The 12,398-nt window shown below is 42.1% G+C and carries 10 protein-coding genes and 2 pseudogenes; 4 read left to right on the forward strand and 8 right to left on the reverse strand.

Features of this window, described 5'->3' with window-relative positions:
• Positions 1-140: 140 nt before the first annotated feature.
• The gene (acnA, locus tag ACKA06_RS07830) at positions 141-2,849 is read right to left on the reverse strand and encodes an aconitate hydratase AcnA (protein ID WP_197670929.1); all 2,709 of its coding nucleotides are present in this window, start codon (positions 2,847-2,849) and stop codon (positions 141-143) included.
• A 327-nt stretch (positions 2,850-3,176) separates the two neighbouring features.
• Here acnA and sspO point away from each other — a divergent pair, with 327 nt between their 5' ends.
• The gene (sspO, locus tag ACKA06_RS07835) at positions 3,177-3,326 is read left to right on the forward strand and encodes a small acid-soluble spore protein O (protein WP_214871491.1); all 150 of its coding nucleotides are present in this window, start codon (positions 3,177-3,179) and stop codon (positions 3,324-3,326) included.
• Positions 3,327-3,449: 123 nt separating this feature from the next.
• Here the strand turns inward: sspO and ACKA06_RS07840 are convergent, their stop codons facing one another.
• Positions 3,450-3,587 (reverse strand): small acid-soluble spore protein P, encoded by a 138-nt coding sequence (locus tag ACKA06_RS07840; protein ID WP_032088517.1) that lies wholly within the window; start codon positions 3,585-3,587, stop codon positions 3,450-3,452.
• A 118-nt stretch (positions 3,588-3,705) separates the two neighbouring features.
• Here ACKA06_RS07840 and ACKA06_RS07845 point away from each other — a divergent pair, with 118 nt between their 5' ends.
• On the forward strand, positions 3,706-3,966 hold the full coding sequence (locus ACKA06_RS07845; RefSeq protein ID WP_198257609.1) for a hypothetical protein: 261 nt from the start codon (positions 3,706-3,708) through the stop codon (positions 3,964-3,966).
• Positions 3,967-4,008: 42 nt separating this feature from the next.
• Here ACKA06_RS07845 and selA read toward each other — a convergent pair whose 3' ends face one another.
• Positions 4,009-5,439 (reverse strand): L-seryl-tRNA(Sec) selenium transferase, encoded by a 1,431-nt coding sequence (selA, locus tag ACKA06_RS07850; protein ID WP_411159390.1) that lies wholly within the window; start codon positions 5,437-5,439, stop codon positions 4,009-4,011.
• Between the two features lie 100 nt (positions 5,440-5,539).
• Between selA and ACKA06_RS07855 the strand changes: the two genes are divergently transcribed.
• Positions 5,540-5,950: a hypothetical protein gene (locus ACKA06_RS07855; protein ID WP_032088520.1), complete on the forward strand. Its 411-nt coding sequence runs from the start codon at positions 5,540-5,542 to the stop codon at positions 5,948-5,950.
• Between the two features lie 32 nt (positions 5,951-5,982).
• On the opposite strand, the pseudogene ACKA06_RS07860 reads toward ACKA06_RS07855, so the two are convergent.
• Positions 5,983-6,171: pseudogene (locus ACKA06_RS07860) on the reverse strand (Rdx family protein); the annotation flags it as partial.
• Positions 6,172-6,374: 203 nt separating this feature from the next.
• Here ACKA06_RS07860 and selD point away from each other — a divergent pair.
• Positions 6,375-7,427, forward strand: a complete 1,053-nt coding sequence (gene selD, locus ACKA06_RS07865; protein ID WP_214871490.1) for a selenide, water dikinase SelD — start codon at positions 6,375-6,377, stop codon at positions 7,425-7,427.
• 57 nt (positions 7,428-7,484) lie between these two features.
• Here selD and ACKA06_RS07870 read toward each other — a convergent pair whose 3' ends face one another.
• The 4 genes and pseudogenes from ACKA06_RS07870 to ACKA06_RS07885 form a co-directional block, all read right to left on the reverse strand.
• The gene (locus tag ACKA06_RS07870) at positions 7,485-9,734 is read right to left on the reverse strand and encodes an AAA domain-containing protein (RefSeq protein ID WP_411159391.1); all 2,250 of its coding nucleotides are present in this window, start codon (positions 9,732-9,734) and stop codon (positions 7,485-7,487) included.
• A 129-nt stretch (positions 9,735-9,863) separates the two neighbouring features.
• Positions 9,864-11,156: a protoglobin domain-containing protein gene (locus ACKA06_RS07875; RefSeq protein ID WP_411159392.1), complete on the reverse strand. Its 1,293-nt coding sequence runs from the start codon at positions 11,154-11,156 to the stop codon at positions 9,864-9,866.
• 139 nt (positions 11,157-11,295) lie between these two features.
• Positions 11,296-11,922, reverse strand: coding sequence for a lytic transglycosylase domain-containing protein (locus tag ACKA06_RS07880; RefSeq protein WP_411159393.1), 627 nt, complete (start codon positions 11,920-11,922; stop codon positions 11,296-11,298).
• 154 nt (positions 11,923-12,076) lie between these two features.
• Positions 12,077-12,154: pseudogene (locus tag ACKA06_RS07885) on the reverse strand (YjcZ family sporulation protein); the annotation flags it as partial.
• Positions 12,155-12,398 lie beyond the last annotated feature (244 nt).

Raw genomic sequence — 12,398 nt, forward strand, 5'->3', positions numbered from 1 at the left:
CACTCCAATCAACCGCTGGAATGAGTTTATATCTATATGTATAATCTAAAAACCCGAACTAATTTACCAAATCTCAGCAAATCAGTTCGGGTTTTATTTGGGCTAAAACATCTTTCGTCCCAGCCTCATCTATCTGTTTCTTATGATTGGAACTTGCCGCGCAGAACCATTTGAAGGATACCACCGTGACGGTAGTAGTCAACCTCTACTTCTGAGTCGAAGCGTGCAAGAACTTCGAATTCTGTCTTCGTTCCATCTTCGGCCACAGCAGTGACAGTTAAGATGTCGCGTGGTTTAACATCATTCGTAATGTTAACAGAAATGGTTTCTCTTCCAGTCAGGCCTAGAGTTTCAGCGCTTTCGCCTTTCTTGAACTGAAGTGGAAGGACCCCCATCATCACAAGGTTCGAACGGTGAATACGCTCATAGCTTTCAGCGATGACAGTCTTGATTCCAAGAAGGTTCGTACCTTTTGCTGCCCAGTCACGTGAAGATCCCATACCGTAATCTTTACCTGCAAGGACAACCAGTCCAGTTCCGTCTTCTTGATACTTCATGCATGCATCATAAATCGGCATTACTTCATCTTCTGGCCAGTACGTAGTGAATCCGCCTTCTGTACCAGGAGCGATTTGATTTCGGATACGGATGTTCGCAAACGTTCCGCGCATCATGACTTCGTGGTTACCGCGGCGGGAACCGTATGAGTTGAAGTCGCGTGGTTCAACACCATTCGCGCGAAGGTATTTACCGGCTGGTGTATCTTTACCGATCGCACCTGCAGGAGAAATGTGGTCAGTTGTTACTGAGTCACCGAATTTTCCTACAACACGTAGACCGTTCAAGCCCTGGATGTCTTCAGGTGTTGGTGCAAGACCTGTGAAGAATGAAGGATTTTGGATGTACGTAGATTTATCATCAAAGCTGTACAATGGTTCATTGCTTGTTTTGATTTCATTCCAGCGTTCGTTTTCAGTGAACACATGCTCATATTCCCTGCGGAATAGTTCAGGTGTCACTGTAGCTTTCACGACATCCTTCACTTCATCCTGAGATGGCCAGATATCCTTGAAGAAAACATCATTGCCGTCTTTATCTTTACCGATTGGATCATTTTGAAGGTCGATATCGACTGTGCCTGCGAGCGCATAAGCAACCACAAGCGGCGGTGAAGCAAGGTAGTTTGCTTTCACTAATGGATGGATACGTCCTTCGAAGTTACGGTTACCTGAAAGCACAGATGTTAATAGAAGATCTGCATCAGAAACTGCCTTTTCAATTTCAGGACGCAGCGGTCCGGAGTTACCGATACATGTCGTACAGCCGTAACCTACAAGGTTGAATCCGATTTGTTCCATATAAGATAACAATCCGGAATCCCTTAGATAACCTGTAACAACCTTTGAACCAGGAGCCAATGATGTCTTTACAAAGTCAGGAACATTCATTCCAAGTTCCACAGCCTTCTTTGCTACAAGACCTGCTCCAAGCATGACATAAGGATTTGATGTATTGGTACAAGAAGTGATTGCAGCAATTCCAATCGCTCCTGTAGGCATCGTTACATCCTTACCGTCTTCCGTTGTGTATTTAGCTGTTTTGTTGATTTCAGATGCATCCAGACCAAAGCCTTGAACGCCTTCTTTAGCTGTGATTGATTTGTGGAAAGTTTCTTTCATTTCTGAAAGTGGAATTAAATCCTGTGGACGTTTTGGTCCGGACAAGTTTGCTTCCACAGCAGAAAGATCGATTTCGACTACGTCAGTGTATGTTGGTTCTTCTTTTTCAGGTGTGAAGAACATTTCGTTTTTCTTAAGGTACTCTTCTACCATTTTGATATGCTCTTCATCACGGCCTGTCAGGCGCAGGTAATCGAGGGATTCTGCATCAACCGGGAAGAATCCGCAAGTTGCACCATATTCAGGAGCCATGTTGGCAATGGTTGCACGGTCTGCCAGTGGCAGAGTGGCAACCCCAGGACCGAAGTATTCAACAAACTTACCTACAACACCTTTTTGGCGTAGGACTTGAGTCACTTTAAGTGCCAAGTCAGTAGCCGTTGCTCCGTTTGGAAGCTCACCGGTGAACTTAACACCGATTACTTCAGGGATCGGGAAGTATGAAGGCTGTCCAAGCATGCCTGCTTCTGCTTCGATTCCGCCTACACCCCATCCAAGAACACCGATACCGTTGATCATGGTTGTATGGGAGTCAGTTCCGACAAGTGTATCCGGGAAAGCTTCAAAGTCGCCTTCTGTTGTTTCCACAGCGTGGACTACGTTTGCAAGAAATTCTAAGTTCACCTGGTGAACGATACCTGTAGCCGGTGGAACGGCACGATAATTTTCAAATGCTTTTTGAGCCCAGCTCAGGAACTGGTAACGCTCGGCATTACGTTCGAATTCAAGATCCATGTTTGCTTTCAAAGCGTCTGCTGTACCGTATTTATCAACTTGTACAGAGTGGTCGATTACAAGGTCAACCGGAATTTCAGGGTTGATTTTCTGAGGATCTCCCCCGATGTCAGCCATTGCTTTACGCAATGAAGCCAAGTCAACGACAGCAGGAACTCCTGTAAAGTCTTGAAGGATAACACGGGAAGGTTTGAATGGAACCTCCGCATCCTTGCTTGCTGCTCCCCAGTTCGCTAAGTTTTCCACATGATCTTTATTAATTACACGTCCATCAAATTGGCGCAGTACCGATTCAAGTAATACCTTTACACTGTATGGTAAACGGTTAATGTTTGAAACGCCTGCTTCTTCAAGTGCTTTTAAACGATAATAATGATAACGTTTCCCTTCAAGTTCGAAGGAAGATCGTGCATTAAATACATCGTTCTTTGCCATTTTAATTCCCCCTCTAACTACAAATGCGCATTAAGTCGAAAAGTCTTCGTTCTTAACTAACGAACTTTTCTCACATTAATAATCTTAATACAAGCGATTACATAAGTAAATAACAATAAAGTTATTGTTTTTGATAAGTTTTACTTATCTGAAAAACTAAACACCTTTCATTTTCTAACAAATGACTGATGTAACAGCTTTATTGTCATTGTCAAAAGATGTCGGCTGCAGAAAATAATTATTTCAAAAAAACATTGGGACATGTTAGGGTTTTCCTCTAATAGCTGCCCTTTTCTAGTGGCACCCTAACTGTAGGAGGTGTTTAGATTGGCCAAACGCAAAGCAAACCACATTATTAATGGAATGAACGCGGCTAAAGCACAGGGTAAAGGTGCAGGTTACAACGAAGAGTACTCTAACGAGCCATTGACGGAAGCGCAGCGGCAGAACAATAAAAAGCGAAAAACAAATCAATAAATTCCGGGACTGAATCTATGTATTCAGGCGCAGGGAACTCCATCCGGACTCCCTCCCTTATTACCCGTTCTTAACATAAATAAACAAAAAACTCTGCAAATTCCTTGCAGAGTTTTTTACTGCTTACATATCGTGGTTGCTATTATGCTTTTGGCGCGTATGGTTTTGGTTTTTTACTTTATGGGATCCGCTCAACGGTTCTGGCTGGCCGGATTGTTTAGGTGCATTTTTTCTCATGTCTTTGCTGTCATTTTTGTTCATGTCCATCCCTCCTCTTAATTAGGATGGATACACGTCCGCCGGTTTATGCATATGTATAAAAAGGCATTGATATGCCTATAATATAAAGGCTATTTTACATTTGAAGGAGAGAATGAAAATGCCTTATCATAAAGATAAACAACAAGCGTTTCAAGCTGCCCAGCAGGGGTTCACTGACGTACAGAATACCGTGAATGAACTGGTTCTGGACGGTGGAAGCTATGGTTCCCAGCTTTCACATCTTCGAAATGAAGTGAACGAAGCGTATCAGCAAATCGAAAATGCACTCGAAGTTGCTTCTGACACACAAAAAGAGCAGCTTCAAAAATTCAAATCCGATCTCGGATCGATTGTAAGTGAAGTAAACGGAGAGCAATAAAGTAAAAAAGGGCACTTTCATTATTGGAAAGTGTCTTTTTTTTTAGCTGAAAGGTAAGTCATTTTCAATTTGACCATTTAGTTCCACGAGAGCTTCCAGGATTTCGTCATGCTCCTCAGGTGTAACGGTCCTGAGATCGATAAAGATGCGATCTTGGTGTATCCTGGTAATGACTCCTGGATCTTGCTTTCTTAATCTTTTATGAATTTCATTGGCAGGAACACGATTATGTTGAACAGAAACAAGATATGTATCGAGTTCAACTTCCGGCATGGTCCCGCCTCCTACCTTGCTTATGCCTTCACTCAATTCAAGAATGAATGAAACGTTCTGGTGTTTAAGCTGATCAACCAGTTTTATCGATTGCTGATGGATATCTTCTTTCGGCCGGGTGATGCTGAATACGGCAGGAATCTTATCTTCCTCTTTATTTAAATAGTGAAGAAGGGTCATTTCCAGTGCTGCAATGGTCATTTTGTCAACACGCAGTACACGTGCAAGCTGATGTTTTTTTAGCAGATCAACAGCTTCTTTCTTGCCTGCTATGATCCCCGCTTGGGGACCGCCCAGCAGTTTATCCCCGCTGAAGGAAACGAGGTCGGCCCCTTTCTCGATCACATCGCTTATGAGTGGTTCTTCTCCAATGCCATATTGGGAAAAATCAAAAAGTGCCCCGCTGCCTAAATCTTCATAATACAGGACATGATCATACTCTTTTGACAGCCCTGCAAGCTCTTCCGATTCAACAGCGGATGTGAAACCTTTCATGACAAAGTTGCTCTGGTGCACTTTCATGATCATCGCAGTATCTTCTACAATATGTCCTTGATAATCCTTCAAGTGAGTTTTATTGGTCGTGCCCACTTCTACAAGCTTTGCCCCGCTTTCTTCCATGATCGAAGAAATTCTGAATGACCCGCCAATTTCAACGAGTTCTCCCCTGGACACAATCACTTCTTTATTTTTCGCCAGAGCAGACAGTATGAGGAATACAGCTGCCGCATTATTATTGACGATCATAGCAGCCTCTGCCCCAGTCAATTCACAAATGAATTTTTCAGCATGTGTGTGGCGCGTTCCTCTTTTTCCCTCATCAATATCATACTCAAGGTTATTATATGAACCTGCAACACTGCTTATATGTTCAATCGTTTCAGCCCCAATCCTGGCCCTGCCAAGATTCGTATGTAAGACGGTCCCGCTTGCGTTGATGACTCTATGTAAAGATATTGAATATTTTTGCTTTTTTATTTTTTCCGCATGCATAAATACTGCGTCAAGAAAACCTTGGGTGTCTGGAGGCGGTCCCTCCCAAGTTCCTTCAAGAATGTACTTCCTGATTGATGTTACGCTTTCTTTCACCAGTTCTTTTCCTTGATTGAAGGAAAGGTCATTGATTTCGATAAATCGATTGAATCCGCCAGTTTCAAGGACTTCATGGATCGGGGGTATCTTCCTCAGCAGTTCTTTCATGATTACCTTCCTTTACTGCTTTTCCCCCATTATAACACCCTCACCAATTAATGCAGAAAGAATAGAATGTGTAAAAGAGAAAGTTAGGGGTCAGATGTAAATGAGTAAGGAAAGGGAAGATTTTTATTTAGAGAACTGGGAAGAGCGAATGAAAGATTGGCTGTTGGATCCCGATACAGTTCGGCTAGATGAAAAAGAATTCCGAATTGACTTCCTGGACACGACAGATGCGTTCATCGTGGAAGTGGAAACAGAAAATATTTGTCCGGATGAATTGATCTTGATGAAAAGAGATCACCGGCTCATTATATCAATCAGATTGAAAAATGAATTAAAAGCGAGAAGCAGATTTGTTGAATTTCCTTTTTGTCTAAAGCAGCGGGATTTAACCTATTCTTTGGAGCACCACACAATTGAAATCAATGTACCTAAGCAGGAATGTAAAGAGAACACCTCATTGGTCATCCGTGTTCAGGGAATCTGCAATGAAGACAGCCCTTCCATGTATTAAGAAAAAGCCTGGAGCAGCCAGGCTTTTCAGGTTTATCGCATCTCTTCAATTTTAGAAATGATGTCATTTACGTCAGGAAAGACACCAGTATCAAGTTTGGAATAGATCTTGTTTTCGCCTACTGTGATTTCAAAGGCTCCGCCAGAAGATGGGATTAGCAATAATTCTGGAATATCATATCTGAAATGGGTAAACAACTGTTCCGCGAAACTCGCGGCTTTTGGTGAGTAGTTTCACCTCAGGCAGAACTCAATCCTGATTTTCAGGTTATCCATAAAGAAAACCACCTTTCTTTTCTATTTTCTTTCATTTTAAAGTAGGCCTCTCATTGTTGCAAATCACAATGTGAGGCCTGTTTATATTTTGCTAATACCATTATCTTTCCTGTACAATATGGGTATCTATACATAAAGGAGTGAATGCTATGAGTAAAGAAGAAATCATCCGTCTGACTTCACTTTCTTCAAAAGCCGGCTGAGGATGCAAATTAAGTCCAAGTGACTTGACGCAAGTTTTGCGTCAGCTGCCCCCTCAAACAAAACATGAAGAATTACTGGTCGGAAATGAATCCGCCGATGACGCCGGTATTTATCAATTAACGGATGAAATCGCTCTTGTTCAAACTGTTGATTACTTTACTCCTGTTGTCGATGACCCATATCTATTCGGTCAAATTGCTGCAGCAAATGCATTGAGCGATGTGTATGCAATGGGCGGAACGCCTAAGACCGTTATGAATATTGTTGGATTTCCCATTAAAAAGCTGGGTGGCGATGTGCTTGCCAGTATCCTTACGGGTGCCCAGAGTAAAGTAGCGGAAGCAGGAGCAGTTACAGTTGGCGGCCACTCAATTGATGACCAGGAACCGAAATTCGGACTGAGTGTCACTGGTGTCGTTCATCCAAGGAAGTACTGGACCAATATTGGTGCAGTGCCCGGTGATGCCATTGTATTGACCAAGCCTATCGGAGTCGGGATCTTGACGACAGGAATTAAACGGCAGGCTGTCACCAAGGTACAGGAAAATGAAGTGGTGGAGGCAATGCGGACGTTAAATAAGGAAGCCTCTGAAGTGCTAACGGATTATCCTGCGAATGCCGTGACAGATGTAACCGGATTCGGGCTAATGGGACATGCCTTCGAAATGGCAGGCGGAAGTGATGTAACTTTGCATATTAACTATGATTCCATTCCGCAGCTGCCGGGTACGAAAGAACTGGCTTTGCAAGGCATTATACCTGGCGGATCGAAAGCCAACCATCAATGGTTGAAAGATGATGTGCTTTTCGACCCTGTTCTGACCTTGGAAGATCAATTAATTCTCTGTGACTCAATAACGTCAGGCGGATTATTGATCAGCATGCCGAAAGAACAGGCTAAGAGGTATCAGGAGGATATGAAAAGGCGTTCACTCCATGCGTGGATTATCGGTGAAGTCACAGAGAAGGCAGATAAACGCCTTTATGTTACCAAATAGGTACTATCCGAACCCTGAAGACGAAGAATTGAATAAGCCAAATAAAAACGCCTGGAATTAGACTTCCCGGGCGTTTTTATTTATTAGCTTGAAAAAATTCTGATGAACCAATTTTGAAAATATCCTTATCTGTAAAGGGTGCCTTTTCCGTCCTGCAGTCGGAAAGCAATTAAACCAAATGACTTTCTTATCGAGACTGATAAACGGGATAATGGACGCAGGCTCTTCTACTGTGAAACCATGATTACCTAGATCATCATGTTTACATAGTATTTTTATCGTTGCCTTAATTCTGTCATCCGATAGAATATTTAACATTTTGATTGGTATGTCGCTAAATTGATTCACATTGATGATGATCTCCTTTTTGCATGCCAAGAGATCATTATGAATCCTTCTAGTATCAGTTATAGGATACCATGTGAATTTCTTTAATGGACTTTTGTTGGAGTCAACTACTTCAATGCCTCTTTTAACAGTACCTTTCGTGACAAGGAAGTCAATTAATTGATGGATGGGCTGTCTGACATTTGTTTTTTCTCTGAAAAAAGTATCATTAGCAACCAGGATGAACTTCCCTCTGGCACGTGTAACGGCCACATTGATAAGCCTGTCGCTTCCTTTCTTAGTAAAGAGTGTACCAACCTTTTCATGCGCAGTCCCATCTACAGCATCGAAGACGATCATATCATTTTCCGATCCTTGAAAACCGTGAACTGTAGCAGCATAAAGATTGGTTTTCATTTTCGGGAAGAAGGGTTCAATCAGTTCTTGAATCAGCAGATTATACCATCTTGCCTGCGCGCGATAGGGGGTGACGATCCCTATTGAAATGCCTGGGTCATTCAGCGCCCTGATGACGAGAATCAAAGTGATGAAACTTGAAAAGATGTTCCATCTTGATCCCCGGTCGGTTTCTCCCCATTCAGATCCTTCCTGTAAAGAAAATAAAATACTACCTTCCCCGGAGAAAGGTTCACTTCTCAGGATGCCGTCTCTCATCTGTGCAGCATCTGGATGATCGCCAACCCGGGAGTGATAAATGTGGCGGTTGGTAAATGCAGATATGCTTGGATGCATGCGCCTTTGTTCAGGAAGCAGCAGTAATTGAGGATTTACGTTTCCTTTTTCAACCGAGTCCGCTACTTTCGAGAGGTGAAAAATATCATTCTTCAACCACTTTTCAGCTAACGGATGAAAGCTTCCTGCTATGGGAGGCAGCTGTTTGAAATCACCGCATATGATGATATGTTTTGCAATCGTCGATGCAAATGCCACTTGCGGCACATAGGCCATACTTGATTCATCCACAATGACGAGGTCGAATTCCTCACCATTAATGAGCGGGTCGATGGCCGCTTTACTCAGGGTTGTACCAATCACCATTGCATCATCAAGAAGCGTTCCTTCCTTTCTTTTCAGTTGTTCCTTCAGTTTTTGGTAGTGTACTTCTAATTGGGATAATCGTTCTGAATCGTAGCTTGAGAATTTTAATGACAACTTCTTTCTCAATCTCCTTCTATACGTTTCAACTTTCCCCTTTTCTTCTGCAAGCTTTGGGTACTGCTTTTCCAACAGCTGTATCACATTCAGATCAGTTATGTCCTCCTGATATGATTTCCTGTTGATGCCGTATCGGATGACTTCTCCAGATTTCCAGCGGTCGTGAGCTGACAGGAAATGATACATTTCTTCTATTAATACATCAACAGCTGCATTGCTGTGTGATAATAGTAAAATGCGCCTGCCCTCCGAATAATGATAAGAAGCAACACGGGCAAGTGTGTAGGTTTTACCTGTTCCTGGAGGCCCCCACAGATAAGTAACCGGATTGTATTTGCTCCTTAAGTATGCTTCATGCAGGGTGCTTTTGATTGGTGTTTTGTTATGTGAAGTGCTTTTGGGCGGGAGCATTATATCCCTGATTCTTAGTGCTTTTTCATGTCTTTCTTTTGCTTCTTCAAGCCTTTCAATCAGCTTTTCAAGCAGTTCTCCTTGATCGTGAAAGAGTGTCCCCGATGTAATGGGGTCTCCGATAAACTGTTCAAACTCAATCACACACTCCCTTTCTTCCGAGCTGATCACTGTTCCGGATAGTTTTTTTCCCCGGGTTTCAAACGTAACCGTCCCTCCTTCTGGAATGGACACAGGATACACAAGGGTAAACCAGTAGATGAAAGCTGCATCACCCTTTCTGAGGCATTTTCCTTCTTCTATAAATACCCCGGAAGTATCACGTTTTCTTAAATGCGCTATTTCTATTTCAAGAGCGGTCCTCCACTCTTCTATTAAAGATGTAATGTTCATTGTTCTACCACCTGCAGTTACAAAAATTCACACAAAGTTTAATCATAACAATTTCACTTAAAGGTGTGAAGTTAAAAGGCGTATAAAAAAAGGAAACCGGCTCTTCCTCCGATTTCCTTATGAGTATCGTTATAATTCCGTTGTCAAATTGCTTAGTTTGTCAGCAGACTGGGCCAATTGGGAGATCGCCTGTGAGATTTCTTCGACAGCACAGGAGATTTCTTTCATTTCTCCTTCAACCTTTTCGCTTTTAACTTTACTTTGGTCGATCGAATCTACTATCCCTTCAAAAAATACATGAGCCTCATTAGTAGAAACCATACCGGTTTTTGCAAGACCTTCCACGGATGTAATATATCTTGAGATCTTGTCTACCTGCTCCTTTGTCCCAGATATCAGACCTGAAACATTCGTTACCGAACTTTTCGTCTGATCAGACAATTTACGCACCTCTTCTGCCACGACAGCAAAACCTTTTCCGTGTTCCCCTGCACGGGCAGCCTCTATACTGGCGTTAAGGGATAAAAGATTTGTTTGTTCAGCAATGGTCTGTACAATGGATACGATGTCAAAAATTTGGTTGGATATTTGCTGAAGCTGATGGATTTCCTTCAACATTTCTCCCAAATCAGAAAGGATCTTTCTCATATGGTCTCTCTGAAGGCCCATTTTCTCTTTTCCTTCAACTGAGAATTCCCCGATCTTTTCGATAGCTGCGGTTCCTTCTGAACTTAACGTACTAACCTGATCCATGCGCGCAGTTATGGTTTCAAGTGAGGCCATTGATTCTTCCGAGATTGCTGCAAGTCCATTCGTAGCCTCCTGTACACTAGTGGTGACATTTTCCTTAAGCAGGCGTGCATCTTCCCTCATTTGTTCGTTTTGGGATTCATACGCCTCCAATACCAGCTGTTGTTCAAGATTTAAGATCTTAGTTACTGACTTGATCACTTTATGGTAATCCTCTACATCTGAATAAGCACGAAACAGTACTTGAAAAAGTGTCATCTGCAGGTTCTGAAAGGAAGCTATATACCACTTGGTCGGTAACCCGATGTGAATATGCATCTTTGCTATTTTTCTTCTTTTGTCAATGAATGATTGATCGATTTTTCCATTCATCATCTCTGTGATATGAATTGCGAGTGTACCTTTTAATCGATCTATTGAACTGTACTTATTCACGATAGATGTAAGGGTGGGATTTTGTTCAATTGGAAAATAAAAGCCGTCTACAACTTCCCTTATATTTTCCTCTACAACGTCATGGCAGGCTTTCAGAACAGTCAAGTCCTCCCCGGTCAGCTGAATCATTTCGAGCTGCTTTTCCATTTCCTTTGAAACATTGATCGATACATCACTATTCCAAGCTGATTCTTGCAGTCTAATTGCCTTAACACTCTTTCTCTTTTTTAATAGCACGGAAACCCCTCTTTTGTCTGTATAATATATCCTTTAAAGGAAAAAACTTATCTACTTACTATATCAAAAAACACCCATGTAAGGAGGGTGTTTTTTGAAAAGATTATGACTAAAAAGGGACTTTTGTATGATGGTGATGTCAGTTACCCTTCGGTTCCTCGATATATTTTTCAGCATAATACAGAACATCTTCCACATACTCATCACTGTGATTATAGGCAAAGACTGCTTGTTCGATTTCACCTTCAGCCGCCCCGTTTCGGGCAAGATAATTTGCGGCACTGAATACTGCATCTTCAATTTGAAATGGATCAGCAACACCGTCACCGTTGGCATCTACACCATATCCTCCATATTTTTCAATGATGGCAGGATCGGTTTTCTGTTTCTCAGGGATATCTCCTTTTCCCAAACCGCTGCAAGATGGATGTGACCAGCCGACAAAAGTGCATGGCATGAACTGCATATGACCTTCAGCGCCGACAGGTGAAACAAGGGAATTCATTGTGGAGAATTTAGTTTCAACACGATGGTGGGCAGCCAGTAAATTCCAAGGGACGCCATATTCTTTTTCAGCGGCTTTATAAATCGGCAAATACTCAGAAGGCACCTCTTCTTTTCCGAGTAATGAAAGCTTGTCTGGTTGAGCTATGTTATTAAGGTAAAAATATAACATCAAAATGAAGAAAGGAATCATTAGTATTTTGACGGGGGAGGCTCGTTTCTTTTTATGATGAGTCTTTTTCTTTTTATATTTTTTCGTCACGCTGGTACGCCTCCTCTCTAAGTGATTCCATTATGTATTTTAATACGGGAATCTTTCTAATACAATCAGAGAATATATCCTTTTACCATAAAAATAAAAAAATGACCCGATTGAGTCATTTCTGAACTCTTCGGATCATCCAATTTGATTGGTATTAGTAACAAAACGCTGCTCCAACGATAATTAACAAGATGAATAGAACAACGATTAGTGCGAAGCCTCCCGCGTATCCTGCTCCGCCGTATCCGCCGTATCCGCATCCGTATCCGCCGTATCCGTATCCATACATAATCAGTCACCTCCAGTTATCTAACTACGATATTACTGTATGTATAGGACAAATTGTAGGTTAATCATTACGGTTGAGTTTTGAAATGTTTTTAATTCCAATTTGCGGTATGATAAGCTTTCTCTCTTCGATGAAGCGGAAAAATTGATTAAAACGACCAGATATTAAAAAGCGCCCAGACCCGGTC

The sequence above is a fragment of the Rossellomorea oryzaecorticis genome (assembly GCF_045897515.1).
Classification (GTDB): Bacteria; Bacillota; Bacilli; order Bacillales; family Bacillaceae_B; genus Rossellomorea; species Rossellomorea enclensis.

Excerpts from the sequence above, each read along its gene's own strand:
- acnA (WP_197670929.1), bottom strand. The coding sequence starts at position 2,849 with ATGGCAAAGAACGATGTATTTAATGCACGATCTTCCTTCGAACTTGAA.
- ACKA06_RS07840 (WP_032088517.1), bottom strand. The coding sequence starts at position 3,587 with ATGAACAAAAATGACAGCAAAGACATGAGAAAAAATGCACCTAAACAA.
- ACKA06_RS07845 (WP_198257609.1), top strand. The coding sequence starts at position 3,706 with ATGCCTTATCATAAAGATAAACAACAAGCGTTTCAAGCTGCCCAGCAG.
- selA (WP_411159390.1), bottom strand. The coding sequence starts at position 5,439 with ATGAAAGAACTGCTGAGGAAGATACCCCCGATCCATGAAGTCCTTGAA.
- ACKA06_RS07855 (WP_032088520.1), top strand. The coding sequence starts at position 5,540 with ATGAGTAAGGAAAGGGAAGATTTTTATTTAGAGAACTGGGAAGAGCGA.
- ACKA06_RS07870 (WP_411159391.1), bottom strand. The coding sequence starts at position 9,734 with ATGAACATTACATCTTTAATAGAAGAGTGGAGGACCGCTCTTGAAATA.